We start from the raw sequence: 20520 nt of genomic DNA, 5'->3' as shown, positions 1-20520 counted from the left end.
GCTTACCGCCGCAGCTCGAACGTCGTCATGCCCACCTTGATCGGCGTGTCGAGCGGCACCTGCGTGGGAGCGGTGACGCGTTCGCCGTCGAGGAAGGTGCCGTTGGTGGAGTCGAGGTCCTGCAGCATCCAGTCGTTGTTCCACAGCATCAGCCGGGCGTGATGCGTGCTCGTGTAGTCGTCGCGGATCACCAGGCCGGACTCGCTGGAGCGGCCGATGGTGAGCGGTTCGTTGGTCAGTTCGTACTCGACGCCTGCGCGCGGGCCGCCGGTGATGACGAGCTTGGAGGCGTTGAACACGGTCGCCTTCTGCCGGCCGCCGGTCGGCGCGGTGGGCTCGCCGGGCACGGTCGGCACGGAGCCGGTGCGGTCGATGGCGAGGCCGGCGAGCGGATGCTCGTCGTCGGAGCCCAGGGGCTCAGGGGGCGCCTGCCGCGCCGGGGTCACCGGGCCGGTCGGGGCGGCGGCGAGACCGGCGAAGAGGCCGCCGAGCGCGGCGTCGGGGTTGGCAGAGGGGCTGGCCGGCGGGGCGGCGTGGGGGGTGCCGCCCGCGGCGGGGGCGCCGCCGGCCGCGTCATCCGGCAGTCTCTTCGCGCGCGGCCCGAACAGGTCGCTGCGCAGCGTGTAGACGATGACGAACACGAACGACCAGAGCACGATGAGGAAGCCGATGCGCAGCACCAGCAGGGTCAGCGAACTCGCGTTCACGGCTCGCTCCAGAACCCGCCCGGCTGCGGTGCCGCGTCCCGGCGGCGACCCGGGGCCGGCGTTCCGGGGGCGCGGCGGCCGGCGGCCTGCGGCACGACGTCGAAGACGATGCGGGTGCGCCCGGCGGTGATCACGTCGCCGGGGCTCAGCACGGCGGTGGACAGGGGCCGGTCGTTGAGCTTGGAGCCGTTGGTGGAGCCGAGGTCGCGGGCCTGCGCGCGATTGCCGTCCCAGGCGATCTCGACGTGGCGGCGGCTGATGCCGGTGTCGTCGACGGTGATGTCGGCCTCCGACCCGCGCCCGATCACGGTGCGGGCATGGGTGAGCGGATGCCGCTTGCCATTGACGTCGACGACCGGGCTCCAGCGCACGTCCTGCTTGACGTTGCCGGAGTCGACCTCGAGCACGCCGGTGCTGAGACCGGTGTCGGACTGCAGCTCGACCGAGACGGCGCCGGCGAAGGCGTAGTGCTGCGCGCGGGCGTGCTTCTGCACGAAGGAGGTGAGCTCGTCGGTGAGCGCACCGCCCATGCGGCTCATCCGCTCGTAGTCGGCGGGCGCCAGGCGCAGGGTGAAGGAGTTGGGGGTGAGGATGCGGTCGCGGGCGACGACGGCCGCCTTGGTGTCCATCTCGCGCCGCAGGGCGCTGGTGAGCTCGACCGGCTGCAGCCCCGAACGGAAGGTCTTGGCGAACGCCATGTTGACGGCGCGCTCAAGCCCTTTCTCGAAGTTGTCCAGAAAGCCCACGGATCTCCCTGTCGTGTGGTCCTGCTGTTGCATGTTAGCGGCCGGGTCTTCCGCGGGCCCTGGCAACGTGCCCTCGAATGGCGATCGCCCGCGCTGCGTGCTATCTTCTTGCAGGTTGACGTTCGACGTCGGCGACTGATCTCGCGCGAGTGGCGGAATAGGCAGACGCGCACGGTTCAGGTCCGTGTGCCCGTGAGGGCGTGGGGGTTCAACTCCCCCCTCGCGCACCAGATCGAGAAGGCTCCGAGCTCCGGCTCGGGGCCTTCTTCTATATCCGCCGCCCTGCTGGCGCGGGCTATTGACGACCAGCCCGCCGCGGTGGCAAACTCTGCTTGTCCACACGATTGTCGACAATTTTGGATACACAACGATGACGTTGCTATCGATCTTGGGGCTGGGCGAGGCCGGCGGCCGGTACGGCCGTGACCTTGCCGCGGCCGGCGTCGACGTCCTCGGCTTCGACCCGGCGCCGGTGCCGACCCCGACTGGCGTCAGGCGCTGCGATAGCCTCGCGGAGGCGGTCGAGTCGGCCGAGATCGTGATCAGCTTCACCGGTGCGCGAGCGTCGGCCATCGTTGCTCGGCAAGCGTGTGAGGTTATCCCGCGTGGGACCCTCTACGCCGACTTCAATACCGGCTCGCCCGTACTCAAGCGAGAGATCGGCAGGATCGTGGACGCGGCCGGCGCCATCGCGGCCGACGTTGCGGTGTTGGCCCCCGTGCCGAGGGCGGGAGCGAAGACGCCTCTCCTGGTCTCCGGGCCCGGTGCCGATGCCGTAACCGAGTTCTTTCGAGATGTAGTCGGCGCCGAAGCGCAGTCTATTCGTGGCGAGATGGGTGACGCGGCCGCGCGAAAACTGCTGCGGAGCGTCTTCATGAAGGGGCTCGCAGCCGTTGTCATCGAAGCCGACGAGGCGTCTGCAAGAGTCGGCCAGCGCGAATGGCTCCGGGACCAGATGGCGGACGAGCTCGGCCCCGCCGGCCGCGAGTTGCTTGAGCGACTCATCACGGGGACGCGCATGCACGCGGAACGCCGACTCCACGAAATGGAGGATGCCGCGGCGTTCTTGTCGGAGACAGGTGCCCACCGGGAGATGACTCTCGCCGCTGTTGCATGGTTGGACAGGCTCGCGGGAGCGGGGGAACGATCGTGAGCATGACGATCCGCACTCCACTGAATATCGACGGGCTCACTGACGCCATCAAGCAGTCAATTGCGGAGGGTGAGTTCCCGCCGGGTCAACGTCTCACGGAGGCGGCCGTCTCCGAGCGATACGGCGTCGGCCGAACGGCCGTGCGCACGGCCTTTGCTCGTCTTGAGCAGGACGGGCTCGTAGTCAAGGAGCCGAACAAGGGCATCAGCGTCCGATCCGTGTCAGAAGAGGAGGCGATCGAGATCACGAAGATCCGTCGCGCCTTGGAGGCGCTCGCGGCCGAGGAGGCGGCCGTGAAGGCCACCGACAAGGAAATCGCAGAACTCTTGGACCACGTCCGGGAAATGAAGTCAGATCTTGAGGCAGGCGACTTATTCCATTACTCGACGGCCAACGCCGCGATGCACGACAAGATTCTGGCCATCTCAGCCAATCCTCGCCTCTCGCGCATCGTCCAGTCGTTGAAGATCCAGGCCGTCAAATTCCAGTTCCGCACGGCTCTCGCCCCCGGGCGTTCGGCGGAGTCATTCGCGGAACACTCCGAGATCGTGTCGGCCATCGCGGCACGCGACCCCGAGCGGGCGAAGGCGGCCATGGAACTGCATCTCACCCACCTGATCGGGGCGTTGCACAGAACGCGTGCCACCGCGTCGATCCGTGACCCGAAGGAGCCGTGATGGCTGAAGAACATCCCCAACCGAGCGACTATGCGCGGAAGCTCGTCGAGGGTGCGTACGACCTCCACGTCCACGTGGCACCGGACGTGATGAAGCGCCGGATCAACGACATCGAACTCGCGAGACGGTTTCGCGAGCGCCGGCTGGCCGGGTTCGTCCTCAAGTCGCACTACGTACCCACGGCGGAGCGTGCAGAGGTGGTGCGTTACGCGGTGCCCGAGGTGGATGCTCTGGGAGCCATCACGCTCAACGCAGCTGTCGGAGGGTTGAACCCCTCGGCGGTCGACATCGCCGGCCGAGAGGGAGCGCGAGTTGTGTGGTTTCCCACGGTGGATGGACGAAACCAGCGGGACAGCAGGGCCGAACTTCCCCCGGGTGCAGTCCCGCCGATGTGGGCGGCGCTGCAGGACGAGTTGAAGGCAGACGGCCTCGAGCCGGCACCGATCGACGTTCTTGACGGGCACGGCGAGGTCAACGAAGAGGCGCGCGCTGTGCTCAAGCTCATCGCCAAGTACAAGATGACGCTTGCGACAGGGCACCTTTCCGGAACGGAGATCGTGGCGCTGGTGCACGCGGCCCACGAGCTGGGTGTCTCCCGCATCATCGTCACGCACCCAGAGTTCACCTCCCAGCGCCTCGACGTGCAGACGCAGAAGGAACTCGCGGCACTCGGTGCCTTCCTCGAGCGCTGCTTCACTACCCCGCACAGCGGGAAGGTCAGCTGGGATGAGTTGCAAGACCACATCCGCGACGTCGGACCTGAGCACTCGATCCTGTCCAGCGACCTCGGCCAGCCGTTCAATCCACCCGTAGAGGACGGCCTGCCCATCATGGCCGACCACCTTCATCGCGCCGGATTCAGCGACGACGAGATCAGGACGATGGCGGTCGCCAACACTCGGCACCTTGCGGTCATCGACTGAAGGCGCGACCACCCACGGAAAGAATGAAAGGACCAGCGTCGTGACGTCACGAAAACTTCTCATCGTCGGGGCCCACAGCGCCGACTTCGTCTGGCGCGCTGCGGGAGTCGCGGCAAAGACGGTGGATAACGGCGGCGAGGTGCGCATCGTCGCGCTTTCTTACGGCGAGCGCGGCGAGTCCGGCGAGCTCTGGAAGGAGCCGGGTCAGACCGAGGACAACGTCAAGCGCATTCGCCACGAGGAAGCCGAGGCCGCCGCTCGGGCCGTCGGCGCGACCTTCGAGGGGTTCGACCTCGGCGACTACCCGTTGCGCGAGACCCCGGAGGCGGTGGACAGGCTCGCGGATCTGATTCGGGACTGGCAGCCGAACGTCGTGCTCACCCACCCCGACAAGGACCCATTCAATCCGGACCACCCGGTCGCCCACCGGATCGTCGCGCAAGCACGACTGCTCACCTCCGGCGCGGTGGTCGAAGCCGGGTTCAAGACTGCTCCTCCCACCGAGTTCCTCGTCTTCGAACCGCACCAGCCGGAGCTCTGCGGCTTCGTGCCGTCCGTCTTCGTCGATATCACGTCTGTGTTCGAGAAGAAGGCGACGGCTATGGAAGCCATGAAGGCGCAGAGCTACTTGCGCGAGTACTACACGCAGCGCGCTGAGCACCGCGGCAACCATGCCCGCAAGGTCACCGGCAACAAGGCGATCCGACAGGCCGAGGCGTTCCAGCGCCTGATTCCGAACGTCGTGGAGGCGCTGTGATGACCGGGACGCCTTCGGAGGCGGTCGCTGAACTAGCTCGCCTGGGCGCCGCCACCGTGTATGAGGCGGCCGGACGCAAAGGCATGGTCGATGGCGAGTGGATCCGGGTGCTTCCGGGAACGCGCGTGGCCGGCCCGGCCTACACCGTTCTCTGCGCGGACGGCGACAATCGGGGCATCCACGAGGCCATCGCGAAGCTGTCGCCAGGCGACGTGCTCGTCGCCACTAGCCCCAACCCGACCCCCTTCGGTTTGGTAGGGGAGCTGCTCGCAACGCAGGCTGCACACGCGGGTGCGGCGGGCTTGGTTATCGACGGTGGCGTGCGCGACACCGATGATCTGCGGGAACTGGGCCTGCCTGTGTGGTCCCGCTGGGTTCGGATGCGCGGCGCCGCGAAGGACGCCCGGGGAACCGTCCAGGTTCCGGTTCAGGTAGGGGGCCAGACCATCCACCCAGGCGACGTCGTCATCGCGGACGCCGACGGCGTGACGGTTGTTCCTCGCGAGCGTCTCGAAGAGGTGGTCGACGCCGCGCTCGCTCGTGAAGCGAAGGAAAACGGCCTTCGCGTCCGTTGGGAGGCCGGCGAGTTCTCGTACGACGCCTACGGCTTCCGGAAGGAAGACGAGGAGAACGCGACCACCTGAACTAGGAACAACCCCAGCCCCTGACGCAGCGCTCGGAACGGCACGTCTCCGAGCGCAGGGGAGACGCGTCCCGAAATCAGCGAAACAAACAATGGAGTTTGGAGAACCACGATGTCTCAAGCAGCGGCTGCGCCCGCAATCGTTTCCACAGCTGAGAGCCGACGCCGTCTGACCGGCGCTGTCGTCGGTGGCGCGTTCGGCTTCTTCGTCGACATGTACGACGTGTACCTGCCGACGATCGCCCTGGCGCCCGCCACCGTCTACTTCATCCCCGCGTCGCTTCCGGTGGCGACAAAGGCGATCATCACGGCGCTTGTGTTCGTCGCGACTCTGTTCGGGCGCCCCGTCGGGTCGATGATCTTCGGCCCGATCGCAGATCATGTCGGTCGCAAGAAGGTCACCTTGTGGTCGGTCGCAGGCTGCGGAGCCGCCACTTTCCTCATCGCGTTCCTGCCTGGATACGCACAATGGGGCGCGGGAGCGGTCGTGCTCATGATCCTGCTGCGATTCGTCGACGGAATCTTCATCGGCGGTGAGTACACGGGCGCCATGGCACTGGCGATCGAGCACTCACCGCAGGACCGGCGCGGATTCTACGGTTCGCTGGTGGGCGCGGGATTCCCGCTCTCGTACTGCGCGATCGCGGCCATTACGTGGGCGACGTTGCACTTCTTTCCGTCCGGCGGCGCTGACGCCCCGTTCACCGTCTGGGGATGGCGCATCCCGTTCCTCTGCGGCGCTATTTTCAGCGTGTTCTTCCTCATCTATTACTCGCGCGCCGCGAAGGACTCCCTGGCGGTCACGCACAAGCTCCAAGTGACGCGTGTCAAGCACCCGGTCGGCCGGCTCCTCGGTCCCGTGGCCCCGAAGAACTACTGGACGCTCTTCGTCATGATGCTCGGGGTCTGGTTCGCGTCGAACATGGCCTCCAGCCTCCTTGCGAGCACGGCGAAATCCGGGAGCAACGTGGACGCGTCCGGAATCTCGTTGATCATCGTCATCGCACAGTTGATCCACACGGTGCTGTTCCCCGTCTTCGGTGCGCTGTCTGACCGGATCGGCCGCAAGATGTTCTTCATTCTGTGCGGCATAACGACCGGTACGGTCTGCGCCGCCTGCTTCGCCGTGTTCGGGCACGGAGGAGTCATCGGTTTCGGAACGGTCCTTCTGCTTGTCGTCGTGATTCGCATCAGCGGCGCCAGCATGTTCGCCCTCACTCCCGCCTATCTCAGCGAGCGCTACCCGGCGGCTCTCCGCGGTACCGGTTATGGGCTCAGCTACAGCCTCCCCCTGATCGTCACGGGCTTCTACGCCTACTACCAGAACTGGCTGGGCCACATCGTGCCGTTCGCGTACACGCCGGTCGTCCTCCTGGTGCTCGCGGGCGTGCTGATGGTCGTCGGCGGATTCCTCAGCGCCGAGACGCGGAAGTGGGACATCGTGAACCATCCGCTCGAGAAGCAGTACCAGCTCTCGTAGATCAGGGGCCCCGTCAGTCGACGATGCAGGCGGCCCAGCCGGCGTCCTGCCGGCGCGGCGTGCGCAGCATCGCGGCGGCCAGGGTGCGCAGTTCGCGGGTGCGGAACGGCTTGCGCAGGTATTCGTCGGCGCCCGCCTCGCGGCCGAGCTCTTCGTCGCTCTCGCTGTCGCGGGCCGAGAGCATGAGGATGGGCACGTCGCTGAACTCGCGGATGCGCCGGATGGTCGCGAAACCGTCGATCCCCGGCATCCGCAGGTCGACCGTGACGAGGGCCGGCCGGTGCTCGCGCACGTCGGCGATGCCCTTCTCGCCGTGTTCGGCGGGCACGATGCGCAGTCCCAGCTTGGCCAGCACGGCGCCGACGAGATAGCGGATGCTCTCGTCGTCTTCGATCACGACCGCGACCGGCCGTTCCGCCGTGCTCATGGTTGTGGCGCCCACGCGCCGGTGACTGCTCTCACGCCGCCCGTCTTTCCTCACTGGGCCGAAACCCCCCGATGCGATCAACCTAGACGGTCGTCTTGATTCGGCACCAGTCCCCAGCACGGGTCACGCGCGAATGGGACAGCGCGCATCGGACAGCGCCCCCGCGGTGGGTCAGGCGGATCAGTACCGGGTGTCGGCCGCCAGCCGGTCGACGAGATCGCAGGGCGCCGGAACACCCAGACCGGGCAGCGCCAGCAGCCAGTACCGGCGCACGCGCTCGTCGATGTCGGCCGCGGCGGTCAGGCGGCGCGCCACCTGCTGCAGGCCGGTGAATCCCTCGACGAGCACCTCGACCGAGTCATCCGTGCTCAGCGTCGGCTGCGCGTGGTGCAGCTCGACCGCCTCGGCGAGCAGCTCGAAGCTCAGCTCGTTCCAGCCGACGAACGGCGTCGGCGCGACTCCCCGGGCGAGGCTTGCGTCGTGCTGCAGGCCGATCGCGGCGCGCGCCACCACGTCGTCGCGGAAGCGGCGCCCGACGGCGAAGGAGAGCAGGATCATGGCGGCGAGCGCGTCGTGGCCGTCCGAGCGGATGCTGCGCAGCACGCTCGCCCAGTAGTCGAACTGGCTCTCGATGATCTCGCGCGCGAGCGCCTCCTTCGAGGAGAAGTGGTAGCTCAGCGCGCCCTTGGTCTTGCCGAGTCGGGCGCCGATGCCCGACATCGATGCTCCGGCGTAGCCGAACTCGTCGAACTCCGCGGCCGCCGCGCGCAGGATCTCGTCGCGAGTCGAGGAGGCGCGCTGCTGAGGCACGCGCCCAGCTTAGGGGTGACCGTGCCGAAGCGGCCCGTTGCTACGCTTCCCCCATGGCAGGGGATTCGGGACCCAGCGCCGTTGTCATCGAGGACGATGACTCCATTCGGCAGCTGATCGGGGCGGTGCTGGAGCAGATCGGGCTCTCCGTCGTCGCCGTCGGCGACGGGGCCGAGGGGGTGCAGGCGGTGGCCGACCACCAGCCGGTGGTGGTGACGCTCGACGTCAACATGCCGGGCATCGACGGGTTCGAGACGGCCAAACGGATTCGCGCCATCAGCAGCTCCTACATCGTGATGATCACGGCGCGCGATGAGGAGATCGACGCCCTGCAGGGGCTCGGCTCGGGCGCCGACGACTTCGTGCTCAAGCCGTTCCGGCCGCGTGAGCTGCGGGCGCGCATCGAGGCGATGCTGCGCCGGCCGCGCACCGTGGAGCTGCCGCCGGTGCTCGCCGCCACGGCCGAGGCGCCCCGGATCGACCCGGATGCGGTCGTGCTGCGCCACGGCGCACTGGTCGTCGACACGGCGGCGCGGCTGGTCGAACTCGACGGGGAGCAGGTCGACCTGACCCGCAGCGAGTTCGAGCTGCTGACGGCGCTGCTCGAGTCGGGGCGCACCGTGCGCACCAAGGCCGAGCTGGCGGTGCTGCTGCGCGGCGAGAGCTACCTGGCCGACCCGTACGTCAGCGACGCCGACCGGCGCGGCGTCGAGGTGCACATCGGCAACCTCCGCAAGAAGCTCGCGGACGACGCCGCGCATCCGCGCATCATCGAGACCGTGCGCGGGGTGGGCTACCGGCTCACCGCGCCGCGCGGCTGACGCGCACCGGCGCTCGAGGTCGGCGCTGCCGACAGCACAGGCCCCAACAGGACCGGCCTCAACGGCACTGTCCTCAACGGCACTGGCCCCCCGAACTCGGGGTGGGCTTCGGCGACCTTTCGGACCCGGACTCTGGCCGCGCGACGCGGGGCGACGCTAGCCTGTGGAGTGGCGTGCGACGTGTCTGACTTCGTCGCCGCCCCGCTGGCTGCCTCATCGGGTTGAGAGCGCCACGAGAAAAAGGGGGAGGGGCGTCCTCGTTCGGGTCGAGGACGCCCCATTTTCTTGCTTCGGGTTGAGAGCTTCGCGGCCCTCTCGGGGCGGGGCCGCGCGGCCAGTCTGCAGGGCGTGCCGCGAGGGAAGCGCAGGATCACCTCAAGAGCCGCTCAAGGTTGTCGCGAGGCCGCGACCTCGGCCCCGGACCCGCCCCGAAGTGGGGGGCCGTGGCCCCCGGATTGGCCGGTCAGATCGGCCTTGCCCGTGGGTACCCTGACACCAAGGCGCCGCCCCGACCCGACGGTGCTGATCTTTCCGCCCACGGCGACGCGATGGGGTGTCGGTCACGCCGAGAGGAGGGCGCGTTGCCCGCTGCTATTCGTTCCGCATCCGCACCGCGCACCGCGGCGCGGTCCTCGGTGGTGCTCGTCGTCGCCCCCGACGCGCTCGCCGGCCAGGTGGAGTCCGCCCTGAAGGCAGCCGCCATCGCTCCCGAGGTGGCGCGGCCGGCCGTGGCCGGCGACGACCTGGACCGCGCGCCCGTGCTGTTCGTCGTGGAGCATTCGGACGAGGTGGACTGGGACGCGCTGACGTGCTCGCCGGACCGGGACTTCGTGGTGCTCGAGCACGTCGCATCCGATCTCGCCGTGCGCGTCGCCGCGCTCGCCGAGCGCGACGCCCGCCGCCGCGCTCGCCTGGCGGACGCCGAGCGGCTGCGCGCGGAGACGATGCGCATGGTCTCGCGCATGCACCTTGCGCCGACCCCGACGGATGCGACGCGCATCGTGCACGACGCGCTGGCGGAGCTCTTCGCACCGCAGGCGCTCGTGGTGGCGCACTTCGGCGACGGCGACGGCGTCGACGACGACCAGCCCGCCGGGTGGAGCGACGGCGGACGGCTCACGGCCGAGCAGATCGCGGCGCTCCGCCGGGTGCTCACGGCCGAACTCGCCCAGGTGCCCGACGAGGGCGTCGCCGTGCACGACGGCGACGAGGCGTGGTGGCTCGAGCTCGTCGGGCGGCCCGCGCAGCGGCTCACCCTGGTGCCCGTCGCCGACGGCAGAGTCGACGGCGTGCTCGTGCTCGCCGATGCGGCCGACCGGCGGCGCACCTCGTTCGAGAAGTCGCTGCTGAACTACGTCGGCCGGCAGCTCGCGCTCGCGATCGGCGAGCTGCATCTGCTGGAGCGCCAGCAGCGGGTCGAGCACCAGCTGGCCGAGACGTCGGGCGAGCTGCAGCGGCTGCTCGACGAGAAGGACGACCTCGGGGTGATCATCCGGTCGATCGCCGACGCGGTGAACGTCGGCGTGATGTTCTACGACACCGAGAACCGGCCCACCCTGCACAACCGGATGGTGCAGGAGTTCCTGCAGCTCACGGGCTACGACCCGGCGACCGGGCTGAGCAAGCACGTGTACGCCTCCGACCGGCGCACCCCGGTCAAGCAGGGCAAGAACATCGTGTCGGAGACCCTCGAGGGCGACCAGCGCGGCCTGATCTACTGGATCGGCGACCCCGCCGGCGAGCAGCGCGCCATCGTGACCGAGGCGCACCGCATCGTGCGGCCCGACGGCGAGCCGCTCGGCTCGGCCGTCGTCACCTACGACATCACCGACCTCGCCAACGCGATCGAGATCCGCGAGGAGTACCTCGCGACCGTCTCGCACGAGCTGCGCACGCCGCTGACCTCGATCGTCGGATACCTCGACCTGATCGCCGACAGCCACGACGTCGACGCGCTCGGGGTCGGCAACGAGTTCCGCATCATCCAGCGCAACGCCGAGCAGATGCTCGAACTGATCCGCGACCTGCTCAGCACCAGCACCCGCGACCTCAGCCTGCGCATCGAGCCCGCCGACCTGAACGCGCTGCTCACCCAGTCGGCCAGCAAGTTCCGGCCGGCGGTCGCCGCGCGCGAGCACCGGCTCGAGCTCGAGCTGCCGCAGCCGGCGCTGATCGCCCACCTCGACGCCGGCCGCGTCACCCAGGTGGTCGACAACCTGATCTCCAACGCCGTCAAGTACACGCCCGCGGGCGGCCTGATCACCGTGGCCCTCGAGCGCGACGGCGAGGAGGCCGTGATCTCGGTCACCGACTCGGGGCCCGGCATCAGCCAGGCGGACAAGGCGCGCCTCTTCGACCGGTTCTTCCGCTCGCGGGAGGCACGCGAGGGCGCGGTGCAGGGCGCCGGCATCGGACTCACCATCGTCAAGACCATCGTCGAGGCCCACGCCGGCACCGTCGATGTGCACAGCACGGTCGGGCATGGCTCGACCTTCACCGTTCGGCTGCCGCTGCGCGCCGAAGGCACCCCCCTTCCCTCACTGCCCCCGGCGCCGTGAAAGAGGCCGACATGGAAACGCTCACCCACCGCGCCACCGCGGTCGACCGCTCGGCCGTGCACCGGTCCACGCAGGCCGACGTGCTCGTGCGCACCGTCGAACAGCTCGGCGACACCACCTGGAACGCGCACATCTCGCTGCCGCGCAGCCACTGGCTGAACCATCCGCGGCCCGGCCGCGTGCCGCTCACGCTGATGGCGGAGACGCTGCGGCAGGCGGGGATGGCGGTGTGCACGGCGGGGCTCGGCTTCGATGCATCCGTTCACTTCGTGATCTCGTCGATGTCGCTGCAGACGGTGCCCGACCTGCTGGTGTTCCCGCGGTTCGGGGCGCTGGAGGCGGTGCTGGAGGTGGAGTTCCGCGAGGTGACCCTGCGCCGCGGGGTGCCGCACCGGCTCGAGGTCGACTACCTGCTGCCGGGCGCCGGCAGCGGGCATGTCAGCGCGCAGGTGCTCGCCGATCGGGACTACCGGGCGATCCGGCGCAACGCGGCGGCGCTGGCCGACCACCTGCCGCAGACCGCCGAAGACCTGCTGCCGGGGCTGCGCCGCAGGGGCGCGACGGTCACGGCGGGCGTCGGCGTGGACGAGGCGGACCCGTTCTTCTTCGACCACGCCGTCGACCACCTGCCGGGCATGCTGCTGCTGCACTCCGCCGTCGAACTGCACGAGCGGACCGTCGGCCGGCGGCCCGCCGATGTGAGCATCTCCTTCCCCGCCTTCGGCGAGCTGGGGGCGGCCACGCAGCTGCGCGCCGAGGTGCGCGGGGCGGTGGTCGCGTCCGCGTTCACGCAGGGCGGGCGGCTCGTCGCCGAGGCGACGACGCGCGGCTGAGGGGACCACCCTTCGAGACGCGCTGCGCGCTCCTCAGGGAACGGGCGGGCGCGCGGGCGGGACGGGTAGGGCATACTCCACAAGGGAGATGACCCGGACCGACAGCGAGCAGACCACGGCGGCGGCGTGGCGGATGCTCGCGCTCGGCGTCGCCGCGCAGGCCGCCGGCACCCTCCTGGTCTCGACGCCCGCCTACCTGATCCCGTTGCTGCACGTGGAGCGCGGGGTTCCGCTCGCCCAGGCCGGGCTGCTCGCCGCCGCCCCCACCTTCGGCATGGTGCTCACCCTCGTGGCGTGGGGCGCGCTCGCCGACCGGAGGGGCGAGCGCTGGGTGATCGCCGGCGGCCTCGCGCTCACGGCGGTCTGCGCGCTCGGTGCCGCCGCCGCGCACGGCTTCCTCTGGCTGGGCGTGCTGCTGCTGCTCGGCGGGGCGGCGTCGGCCAGCACCAACGCGGCCAGCGGGCGGGTGGTCGTCGGGTGGTTCCCGCGCAGGCGGCGCGGACTCGCCATGGGCATCCGGCAGATGTCGCAGCCGCTCGGCGTGGCCGTGGCCGCCGTGGCCGTACCGCCGCTCGCGGATCGCTTCGGCACCGCCGCGCCGCTGCTGCTGGCGGCCGCGCTGACCGCGGTGCTCGCGGTGCTCACCGCGGTCGGCATCCGCAACCCGCCGCGGGGCGAGGCGCGGGCGGTCGGGGCATCCGTCAACCCGTACCGCGAGAGCGGATTCCTCGCCCGCATCCACACCGTCTCGCTGCTGCTCGTCGTGCCGCAGTTCACGCTGTCGACCTTCGGGCTCGTGTTCCTGATCACCCAGTTGCACTGGGGCCAGGCCGCCGCGGGGGCGGTGATCGCGCTGTCGCAGTTCGTCGGAGCGCTCGGGCGGATCGTGATCGGTTCGGCCAGCGACCGGGTGGGCAGCCGGGTGCGGGTGCTGCGCTGGGTCGCCATGAGCGGCGTCGTGGTGATGCTCGCGCTCGCCGCGGCCGGCGCGCTGCACTGGTCGGCGGTCGGGGCCGTCGTGCTGGTGATCGCGACGACGGTCAGCGTCGCCGACAACGGGCTCGCGTTCACCTCGGTGGCCGAAGCGGCGGGGCCGTCGTGGTCGGGCAAGGCGCTCGGGATCCAGAACACGGGGCAGTTTGTGGCCGCCTCGGCCGTCGGCCCCGGCATCGGGGCGCTGATCACCGCGGTCGGATACCCCGCCGCGTTCGCGCTCGTCGCGGTGGCGCCGCTCGTGTCGATCGCGCTCGTGCCGCGCGCGGACCGGCACCGGGGGTAGCCCTTCGAGACGCGCCCTGCGGGTGCTCCTCAGGGAGCGGGCTTCCGCTGGTTGAGTGGGCCGCGGGGCGGCCGTATTGGAACCTGTAGGACGCCAATCGCCCAAGACGCAGGCTAGGGAGGAGGTTTTCGGCGAAAGTTCCTCCTTACGGTGCGTTTTGGGCGTTTCGGTGCGCGGGCGGTTTCACGAGCGGCACATGTCGACGCGGAGGGCACCGCCGAACCCGGCATCCGATGTGCCGCTGGGCGCGAAGCGTGCGCCTCGGGGGCGCGCCTCGGTCTCCATTCACGCCTGCGGCGTGAGTCGACCGGCGGGGGCGCCTGCGGCGTGAGTCGACCAGCGGGGGGGGCGCCCTTCGAGACGCGCCCTGCGGGCGCTCCTCAGGGAACGGAAAGGGGCGCTGCGCGCTCCTCAGGGAACGGCAAGGCGCCCTGCGGGCGCTCCTCAGGGGAGGGCAAGGGGCGGTGGGCGCTCCTCGGGGGACGGGGCGCGACGCTACGCGGTCAGGGAGCGGAGGTGGCGGTAGCGCTGCGCGTAGGCGTGGTCGGCGCCGATCGGGCAGTCGCAGGCGGTGAACAGCACCGCTCCGGTGCGTTCGTTCGTGATCGTCTCGGCGTGCCACGGGGGCGTCAGCCGCAGAGCCAGTCGGTCGTTGTCGGCGATCGTCTCGCCGGCGAGATAGATGTCACCCATGCCCTTTATGACCCCGCCGGGGCGTGATCGTGACGCGGGCGACGGGCAAGATGGAGGGGTGAGTTGGGTGAGCTGGTTCCGCAAGCCGCGGCGGGACGTCGGGCGCTTCGTGCCGCCCGAGGAGAAACCGCTCACCCCGCTCGAGCTGGTCGTGGCCGACGCGCTGAAGATCGCCTACCACGGCGTGCGGATGGCCGTGAAGAACCACCTCATCGTCAACGCGCTGCGCGACGGCAAGCCCTTCGACGAGGAGGAGTTGATGGACTTCGCCCGCGCCGAGTACGCGCGGCTAGCCGAGGCGAACCTCGACGCGGCCGACCGTGCCGAGGAGCAGCTGCGGCGCGACGAGCAGCTGCCGAGCGGGCGCATCTTCCCGGGCGGCAAACCCGTCGAGGTCGACGAGCGGCACCGGCGCACCCCCGCGACGCTGCGGGCGGTGGCGCAGGCGCTGCAGACGACCGCCGTCGAGGCATCCGCTCTCACCCAGCTCGTCGGCGAGGCGAAGGTGGCCGCGTGGGACGAGGTAGGCGGCGCGCTCGCCTCGCGCCTGAGCGGGCCGCGCATCGAGGACGACCCCGAGTACCTCGCGTTCCGCGACGAGCGGATCATGCGCTTCATCGAGGAGGACCTGAAGGCACTGCGTCCGCAGGAGGGGTTCCACTAACCGGGCCGAACCGGCTCGGCGCCTACACCTGCAACATCACCCCGTGAGGGCCGGGCTTCCGCGGCCCGCGCCCGCGCTCAGCCGAGAGTGAGCGCGCCGTGCGCGGCATGTGGATCGCCCGAGAAGCCCGCCGCCTCGACGGTGACCGCCACGTCGACCGGCACCCAGCCGTCGGAGCTCCAGCGCTGCAGGGGGCGCGTCGAGCCCGTCACGACCACCTGGCCCGTGGCGCCGGCGTCGAGCCAGAGCGGGGCGAACCCCAGCAGCACGCGCTGCGGGAAGTCCGCGGCATCCGTCACGCCGTACAACTGCACGACCTGCCGGCCGCGCCGCTCGCCCGTGTTGCGCACGGTGACCGTGGCCCGGAACGTCTCGTCCTCGACGTCGCCCAGCTCGATCCCCGTGAAGCGGAACGAGGTGTAGGAGAGCCCGAAGCCGAGCGGGAACGCTGCCGGATGGCCGTCGCGGTCGAGCATCCGCTGACCGTGCCAGCGGTCGTAGGTGATCGCGGTGGCGTGCTTGTCGAAGAACGGCAGGTGCGCCTCGCTCGTCGGCACCGCGTACGGCAGCCGCCCGCACGCGTCGGTGCGCCCGAGCAGCACGTCGGCCAGGGCGTGCCCGCCCTCGCAGCCGGAGTACCAGCCGAGCAGGATCGCGGGGACCGTGTGCCGCCACTCCTCGCAGATCACGGCGCCAGCCGTGACGAGGACCACGACCGTGCGCGGGTTCACCGCGGCGACGGCCGTGATCAGCTCGACGTCGCGCGGGCGCAGGCGCAGCGAGTCGCGGTCGCCGCCGATCTCGCCGCCCATCATTCCCGCCGGGTTGCCGACAAGCGCGGTGTCGACGCCGTCGGGCGCCGGCGGATACAGCGCGAGCAGTGCCGGATCGCTCATCGACTCGCCGCCGACGTACTCGCCCTCGTCCTCGGCGGTGTAGCCGACCACGACCACGGCCGCGTCGGCGTCGGCGGCGGCGCGGGCCGCCTCGCTCGGGTCGTCCGCGACGTGCGTGACGGATGCCTCGGGCAGCGCCGCTCGCAGACCCGCGAGCGCCGTGACGACCTCGGGGGAGCGCACGTCGCTCGAGCCGTGGTCGCCCGTGTTGGCGGCGTCGGCGAGGCGGCCGACGACGGCGACGGATGCGAGATCCGCCGGCAGCGGAAGCACCGGCTCCTCGATCACCGGCTCGTTCTTCAGCAGCACCATCGCGGTGGCGGCGGCCTCGCGGGAAAGCGCCCGGTGCTCGGCCGAGAACACCACGGCGGGATCCGGCTCGGGGTCGCGCTCGCCGGCGTAGAAGGCGAGCTGCGTGGCGACGATGCGGCGGGCCGACCGCTCCACGTCGGCCCAGCTCGCCCGGCCGGCGGCGAGGTCGGCGGGCAGGTGCTGCGCGCGCTGCTGCGCGAACGGCTCCTCGACGTCGAGGCCGTTGGCCAGCGACAGTGCCGCGTCGCGCAGCCCCCAGATGAAGTCGGAGACGGTGATGCCGGTGAAGCCCCACTCCTCGCGCAGGATCCGCTGCTGCAGCTGCGCGTTCTGCCCCGCCCACTCGCCGTTGACCGAGTTGTAGGCGGTCATGATCGCGTGCACGCCCTCGTCGACGAGTCGGCGGAAGTGCGGCAGGTACACCTCGTGCAGGGTCTGGTCGTCCGCGGTCACGTCGACCGTGAAGCGAGCGTTCTCCATCGAGTTGAGCGCGAAGTGCTTGGCGACGCCCATCGCGTGCCGGCGCACGCCGCGCAGCAGCGCCGCCCCGAACTCGCCGAGCAGGATCGGGTCTTCGCCGTAGGTCTCCTGAATGCGCCCCCACGCCGGGTGCCTCGGCAGGTTGATGCAGATGCCGCCGAAGAAGTTCGCGCCCTGCGCCCGGATCTCCGCGCCGATCGCCCGCCCGATGCGCTCCTCGAGCGCGATATCCCAGGTCGCCCCGCGCGCCATCGACACGGGGAACGCCGTCGAGCGGCCGACTACCGCGCCGCGCGGGCCGTCGGAGAAGCGCAGGCCGGGCAGGCCGACGCGGTCGACCGCGCCCATGACGATCGGATGCGTGTTGTATCCGTTCACCGCCATGTCGGTCATGCCGGCCCAGAACTCCTCGTCGCCGTCGAGCAGGCCGAGCTTCTCCTCGTCGGTGAGGGCGCCGACCAGCGCGTCGGTCTCGGCGGCGAGCTCGGCGGCGAAGTCGGCGCCGGTGCCGGGGTGGACGACCGCGCGGAGCCGGGCGACGGCGGTGTCGAAGGCCGTGGCGTTGCCGAAGGCCGCAGAGTGGCCGGGTTCTGTCGTCATTGACATGCCGGAAAGCCTACGGGCCGCTTCGGGCGGTCGGTTAGGAGCGTCTGCGCTCAAGCGCTCAGATTTCGGAACATTTTCTACGAGACGTAGAAAATGTTCCCGAATCTGAGTCGTTCGGGGATGTGGGCGACTCTCATGCGCGTCGTGTGCACTGTGCGGGTCGCGAGCATCCTGTTCGGCACGTCTCGCTGTGCTCGGATGCCCGGCAGCACTTCGTATGCGCGCGCCCGCGCCGTGCGGGCGCTGTAGCGTCGGGGGGTGAGCGTCTTCCTGCCCTGCCGTGCCGTGCTGTTCGACAACGACGGGGTGCTGGTCGACTCGAAGCGGGCCGGCGAGGAGGCGTGGATCGAGTGGGCGCACCGGTACGGGCAGGATCCGGAGACCGTGCTCGACGGCATGCACGGCCGGCGCTCGCGCGAGACCGTCGCGCTCTACGTGCCGGCCGACGAGGTGGATGAGGCGGTCGCGGTGATCGACGGCCTCGAGCTCGAGACGGCGCACACGGCCCGTGCCATCCCGGGTGCGGCCGAGCTCGTCGCATCCCTTCCCGAGCCGGCCCGGGCGGTCGTCACCTCGGCGACGCGGCCGCTCGCCGCCGCACGGCTCGCCGCCGCGGGGGTGCCGGTGCCGCGGGTGATCGTCTCCGCCGAGCAGGTCGAGCGCGGCAAGCCCGCGCCCGACCCGTACCTCGCCGCAGCGCGGCAGCTGAGTATTCCCATTTCGGAATGTGCGATCTTCGAGGACAGCGAGAACGGCATCCGGGCGGCGAGGGCGGCGGGCGTCGGCGCGCTGGTCGGCGTCTCCGCGTCGGCGCTCGGCCTCGGCTGCGACGTGGTGATCGCCGATCTCACGCACGCGAGGTGGACCGGCGACGGCCTCGAGATCGCCGGCGAGCTCGAGCGCGCCGGTGCGCCCGACCACTCCGCGTAGCTGAGTCGGCCCGGATAGCCGGGGCAGTCCGCGTAGTCGACTCAGTCCGTGTAGTCGACGAGGGTCAGCCCGCCCTGCCGCGGGCTGACCGTGACCTTGTCTCCGTCCACCGCGACATCGAACGCGGCCGAGAACTGGGCCGTGTTGGTGAACGTTCCCCAGAGGGCATCCGTCGGCGTGGCGACGATCGTGCCCGGCGAGGTCGAGACGACCTCCATCGTCGACCCGCTCTGCCGGAACGCCAGCTTCGGGGCCACGGTCAACTGATACGTCACGCTGTCCTCGGCCGTCAGGTTGAACAGGTTGCGAATGCCCTGGGTGAGCGTGCACCCGGAGGCGAGGGTCGGCTGGGTGAAGCATCCGCTCAGCAGCTTCGACGCGGCCGAAACCGCCTGCTGCTTGAGCTGTGCCGACGGGGCGAGGGTGAGCGAGACCTTCTGGGTGGCGGCGGTGTCGAAGGCGGCGACCTTCTGCGGTGCGGCGGTGAACAGCGCGCTGCTGCTGTGCAGCGCGATGGAGTACACGCCGGGCAGGGCCGGGATCGACAGGGTGCCGTCGCCCTGCGGCAGCGGCAGGGTGACGCCGTCGACGGAGAGGGCGTCGGCGTGGCCGGAGCCGCTGACCGTGACCTGAAGCGTGGCGAGCTTCACGTCGGTGAGGTGCCAGGTCTGGGGGCTGAAGAATCCGTGCTGCTCGCGCTCGAGGCTCATGCGCACGGTGGTGGGCTCGCCGTTCAGTTTCACCGAGACCGTCGCGGTCGCGGTGTCGCCGTCCTGCATCGCGCCCTTACCGGTCACGTCGGCGATGCGCCGGTCGGCCATGGCGTACACCTTGTCGGTGAGCAGCAGGGCGTTGTTCTGCGCGGGCAGGTCGGTGAGGGCGAGCGCCTCCTGCGCCTTGCCGTCGGCGAGGTCCTGCCAGTACTCGGTCGCGACCTGGGCGGGGGATGCCTCGGTGCGCACGTGCTGCCAGGCGACCAGTGCGGCCGCGACGAGCACCAGCACGAGTCCGACGCCGAGCAGAACCCAGCGCGACGAGCGGCGGGGGCGGTCGGCATCCGTCATGCCCCCATGCTGGCATGCCGGTGCGGGTCTCCATTCACGCTGCGCGTGAGTCGACCAGCGTGCACCGTTGGTCGACTCAGCCGCGCAGCGGCGCTCTGCTGGTCGACTCAGCCGCGCAGCGGCTGAATGGAGACCACGCGGCTCACGCCTGGGAGATGCGCACCATGTTGCCGGCGGGGTCGCGCACGGCTCCGTCGCGCACTCCCCAGGGCTGGTCCGTGGGCTCCTGCAGGATCTCGGCTCCCGGGAACGACGCGATCTTGTCGAAGGTCGCCTCCAGGTCGTCCGAGCGCAGCTGCAGCATCTGCAGCTGCCCCTTGGCGAGCAGGGCGGCGAGGGTGTCGCCGTCCTCCTGCGAACGGCCGCCGTGCGGCTGCTCGAGCACGAGCTGGATCTCGGGCTGGGTCTGGGTCACGAGCGTGATCCAGCGGAATCCGCCCTGCGAGACGTCGTTCACGACGGTGAGTCCGAGGGTGTCACGGTAGAAGGCGAGCGCGGCGTCGGGGTCGTCGACGAGCACGTGCACGCCGCTCAAAGAAACGGTCATGGGCCCGAGATTAGGCGGGCGAGACGACGGATGCTTCTCCGAAACTGCTCGGCTTGATCGGCCCGCTCCCTGAGGAGCGCGCAGCGCGTCTCGAAGGGTCGGTCCCTGAGGAGCGCGAAGCGCGTCTCGAAGGGCGCCCCACTACCATCGCCTGGCACCCCGTCATCGCCTTGAGTTCGTCGTGGTTCCGGGCGCGGTAGGCGCTCGGCGATTCGCCGACGAGTTCGGTGAACCGCGCGGAGAACGATCCGAGGCTGGTGCAACCGACGGCGAAACAGGCATCCGTCACGGTCATGTCGCCGCGGCGCAGCAGCGCCTTCGCCCGCTCGATGCGGCGGGTCATGAGATAGGAGTACGGCGTCTCGCCGTAGGCCTCGCGGAAGCGGCGCGAGAAGTGCGCCGTCGACATGAGCGCGGTCTTGGCCAGGGCGGGCACGTCGAGGGGCTGGGCGTACTCGCGGTCCATGCGGTCGCGGGCGCGTCGCAGCCGCCGCAGCTCGTCGAGGTCGGGCAT

Annotated in this window: 21 protein-coding genes and 1 tRNA gene; 13 read left to right on the top strand and 9 right to left on the bottom strand. The window is 70.4% G+C overall.

The window, feature by feature from the left end:
* Positions 1-2: 2 nt before the first annotated feature.
* Together H563_RS0106905 and H563_RS0106900 are read right to left on the bottom strand one after the other, a co-directional pair.
* The gene (locus tag H563_RS0106905; RefSeq protein ID WP_022881877.1) at positions 3-707 is read right to left on the bottom strand and encodes an FHA domain-containing protein FhaB/FipA; all 705 of its coding nucleotides are present in this window, start codon (positions 705-707) and stop codon (positions 3-5) included.
* Positions 704-1453: an FhaA domain-containing protein gene (locus tag H563_RS0106900; RefSeq protein ID WP_022881876.1), complete on the bottom strand. Its 750-nt coding sequence runs from the start codon at positions 1451-1453 to the stop codon at positions 704-706. The genes H563_RS0106905 and H563_RS0106900 overlap by 4 nt, the downstream gene beginning before the upstream one ends.
* 143 nt (positions 1454-1596) lie before the next feature.
* On the opposite strand from H563_RS0106900, the gene H563_RS0106895 reads away from it, so the two are divergent.
* From H563_RS0106895 to H563_RS15445, 7 genes are all read left to right on the top strand, one after another.
* Positions 1597-1683: transfer RNA gene (locus tag H563_RS0106895), tRNA-Leu, on the top strand.
* Between the two features lie 140 nt (positions 1684-1823).
* Complete coding sequence (locus H563_RS0106890; RefSeq protein ID WP_022881875.1) at positions 1824-2606, top strand: NAD(P)-dependent oxidoreductase; 783 nt, start codon at positions 1824-1826, stop codon at positions 2604-2606.
* A gap of 2 nt (positions 2607-2608) precedes the next feature.
* Entirely contained in the window at positions 2609-3283 is a 675-nt protein-coding gene (locus H563_RS0106885; RefSeq protein WP_022881874.1) for a GntR family transcriptional regulator, read from the top strand.
* A complete protein-coding gene (locus tag H563_RS0106880) occupies positions 3283-4206 on the top strand; it encodes a DUF6282 family protein (RefSeq protein WP_022881873.1) in 924 nt (307 codons plus the stop codon). The genes H563_RS0106885 and H563_RS0106880 overlap by 1 nt, the downstream gene beginning before the upstream one ends.
* Before the next feature lie 40 nt (positions 4207-4246).
* On the top strand, positions 4247-4963 hold the full coding sequence (locus H563_RS0106875; RefSeq protein ID WP_022881872.1) for a PIG-L deacetylase family protein: 717 nt from the start codon (positions 4247-4249) through the stop codon (positions 4961-4963).
* Positions 4963-5607 (top strand): 4-carboxy-4-hydroxy-2-oxoadipate aldolase/oxaloacetate decarboxylase, encoded by a 645-nt coding sequence (locus tag H563_RS0106870; protein ID WP_027479195.1) that lies wholly within the window; start codon positions 4963-4965, stop codon positions 5605-5607. The genes H563_RS0106875 and H563_RS0106870 overlap by 1 nt, the downstream gene beginning before the upstream one ends.
* 111 nt (positions 5608-5718) lie before the next feature.
* Positions 5719-7086 (top strand): MFS transporter, encoded by a 1368-nt coding sequence (locus H563_RS15445; RefSeq protein WP_022881870.1) that lies wholly within the window; start codon positions 5719-5721, stop codon positions 7084-7086.
* A 13-nt stretch (positions 7087-7099) separates the two neighbouring features.
* Here the strand turns inward: H563_RS15445 and H563_RS15440 are convergent, their stop codons facing one another.
* Together H563_RS15440 and H563_RS0106855 are read right to left on the bottom strand one after the other, a co-directional pair.
* Complete coding sequence (locus H563_RS15440) at positions 7100-7513, bottom strand: response regulator transcription factor (RefSeq protein ID WP_155865068.1); 414 nt, start codon at positions 7511-7513, stop codon at positions 7100-7102.
* A gap of 180 nt (positions 7514-7693) precedes the next feature.
* Positions 7694-8323: a ScbR family autoregulator-binding transcription factor gene (locus tag H563_RS0106855; RefSeq protein ID WP_022881868.1), complete on the bottom strand. Its 630-nt coding sequence runs from the start codon at positions 8321-8323 to the stop codon at positions 7694-7696.
* A 53-nt stretch (positions 8324-8376) separates the two neighbouring features.
* On the opposite strand from H563_RS0106855, the gene H563_RS0106850 reads away from it, so the two are divergent.
* The 4 genes from H563_RS0106850 (at position 8377) to H563_RS0106835 (ending at position 13814) form a co-directional block, all read left to right on the top strand.
* A complete protein-coding gene (locus tag H563_RS0106850; protein ID WP_022881867.1) occupies positions 8377-9144 on the top strand; it encodes a response regulator transcription factor in 768 nt (255 codons plus the stop codon).
* Between the two features lie 581 nt (positions 9145-9725).
* The gene (locus H563_RS17305) at positions 9726-11702 is read left to right on the top strand and encodes a sensor histidine kinase (RefSeq protein WP_162138927.1); all 1977 of its coding nucleotides are present in this window, start codon (positions 9726-9728) and stop codon (positions 11700-11702) included.
* An 11-nt stretch (positions 11703-11713) separates the two neighbouring features.
* On the top strand, positions 11714-12535 hold the full coding sequence (locus H563_RS0106840; protein WP_022881865.1) for an AfsA-related hotdog domain-containing protein: 822 nt from the start codon (positions 11714-11716) through the stop codon (positions 12533-12535).
* An 88-nt stretch (positions 12536-12623) separates the two neighbouring features.
* A complete protein-coding gene (locus H563_RS0106835; protein ID WP_022881864.1) occupies positions 12624-13814 on the top strand; it encodes an MFS transporter in 1191 nt (396 codons plus the stop codon).
* A gap of 495 nt (positions 13815-14309) precedes the next feature.
* Here H563_RS0106835 and H563_RS0106830 read toward each other — a convergent pair whose 3' ends face one another.
* A complete protein-coding gene (locus tag H563_RS0106830; protein ID WP_022881863.1) occupies positions 14310-14507 on the bottom strand; it encodes a hypothetical protein in 198 nt (65 codons plus the stop codon).
* Between the two features lie 58 nt (positions 14508-14565).
* Between H563_RS0106830 and H563_RS0106825 the strand changes: the two genes are divergently transcribed.
* Positions 14566-15171: a hypothetical protein gene (locus H563_RS0106825; RefSeq protein WP_155865066.1), complete on the top strand. Its 606-nt coding sequence runs from the start codon at positions 14566-14568 to the stop codon at positions 15169-15171.
* 77 nt (positions 15172-15248) lie between these two features.
* On the opposite strand, the gene H563_RS15430 is transcribed toward H563_RS0106825, so the two are convergent.
* Positions 15249-17465, bottom strand: coding sequence for a glycoside hydrolase family 3 protein (locus tag H563_RS15430; RefSeq protein ID WP_245556831.1), 2217 nt, complete (start codon positions 17463-17465; stop codon positions 15249-15251).
* A 258-nt stretch (positions 17466-17723) separates the two neighbouring features.
* Here H563_RS15430 and H563_RS15425 point away from each other — a divergent pair, with 258 nt between their 5' ends.
* A complete protein-coding gene (locus tag H563_RS15425; RefSeq protein WP_022881860.1) occupies positions 17724-18395 on the top strand; it encodes an HAD-IA family hydrolase in 672 nt (223 codons plus the stop codon).
* Between the two features lie 41 nt (positions 18396-18436).
* Here the strand turns inward: H563_RS15425 and H563_RS0106810 are convergent, their stop codons facing one another.
* From H563_RS0106810 to H563_RS15420, 3 genes are all read right to left on the bottom strand, one after another.
* Complete coding sequence (locus tag H563_RS0106810; RefSeq protein ID WP_022881859.1) at positions 18437-19459, bottom strand: hypothetical protein; 1023 nt, start codon at positions 19457-19459, stop codon at positions 18437-18439.
* A 142-nt stretch (positions 19460-19601) separates the two neighbouring features.
* Complete coding sequence (locus tag H563_RS0106805) at positions 19602-20006, bottom strand: VOC family protein (protein ID WP_022881858.1); 405 nt, start codon at positions 20004-20006, stop codon at positions 19602-19604.
* A 10-nt stretch (positions 20007-20016) separates the two neighbouring features.
* Positions 20017-20520, bottom strand: coding sequence for a helix-turn-helix transcriptional regulator (locus H563_RS15420; RefSeq protein WP_022881857.1), 504 nt, complete (start codon positions 20518-20520; stop codon positions 20017-20019).

The organism is Gryllotalpicola ginsengisoli DSM 22003 (genome assembly GCF_000419445.1).
Classification (GTDB): domain Bacteria; phylum Actinomycetota; class Actinomycetes; order Actinomycetales; family Microbacteriaceae; genus Gryllotalpicola; species Gryllotalpicola ginsengisoli.
Note: the sequence above shows the minus strand (reverse complement) of the source record. Positions and strands in the feature narration are given on the sequence as shown.

Excerpts from the sequence above, each read along its gene's own strand:
- H563_RS0106890 (WP_022881875.1), top strand. The coding sequence starts at position 1,824 with ATGACGTTGCTATCGATCTTGGGGCTGGGCGAGGCCGGCGGCCGGTAC.
- H563_RS0106885 (WP_022881874.1), top strand. The coding sequence starts at position 2,609 with ATGACGATCCGCACTCCACTGAATATCGACGGGCTCACTGACGCCATC.
- H563_RS0106880 (WP_022881873.1), top strand. The coding sequence starts at position 3,283 with ATGGCTGAAGAACATCCCCAACCGAGCGACTATGCGCGGAAGCTCGTC.
- H563_RS0106870 (WP_027479195.1), top strand. The coding sequence starts at position 4,963 with ATGACCGGGACGCCTTCGGAGGCGGTCGCTGAACTAGCTCGCCTGGGC.
- H563_RS15445 (WP_022881870.1), top strand. The coding sequence starts at position 5,719 with ATGTCTCAAGCAGCGGCTGCGCCCGCAATCGTTTCCACAGCTGAGAGC.
- H563_RS15440 (WP_155865068.1), bottom strand. The coding sequence starts at position 7,513 with ATGAGCACGGCGGAACGGCCGGTCGCGGTCGTGATCGAAGACGACGAG.
- H563_RS0106850 (WP_022881867.1), top strand. The coding sequence starts at position 8,377 with ATGGCAGGGGATTCGGGACCCAGCGCCGTTGTCATCGAGGACGATGAC.
- H563_RS0106840 (WP_022881865.1), top strand. The coding sequence starts at position 11,714 with ATGGAAACGCTCACCCACCGCGCCACCGCGGTCGACCGCTCGGCCGTG.
- H563_RS0106835 (WP_022881864.1), top strand. The coding sequence starts at position 12,624 with ATGACCCGGACCGACAGCGAGCAGACCACGGCGGCGGCGTGGCGGATG.
- H563_RS0106830 (WP_022881863.1), bottom strand. The coding sequence starts at position 14,507 with ATGGGTGACATCTATCTCGCCGGCGAGACGATCGCCGACAACGACCGA.
- H563_RS15430 (WP_245556831.1), bottom strand. The coding sequence starts at position 17,465 with ATGTCAATGACGACAGAACCCGGCCACTCTGCGGCCTTCGGCAACGCC.
- H563_RS0106810 (WP_022881859.1), bottom strand. The coding sequence starts at position 19,459 with ATGACGGATGCCGACCGCCCCCGCCGCTCGTCGCGCTGGGTTCTGCTC.
- H563_RS0106805 (WP_022881858.1), bottom strand. The coding sequence starts at position 20,006 with ATGACCGTTTCTTTGAGCGGCGTGCACGTGCTCGTCGACGACCCCGAC.
- H563_RS15420 (WP_022881857.1), bottom strand. The coding sequence starts at position 20,520 with ATGCCCGACCTCGACGAGCTGCGGCGGCTGCGACGCGCCCGCGACCGC.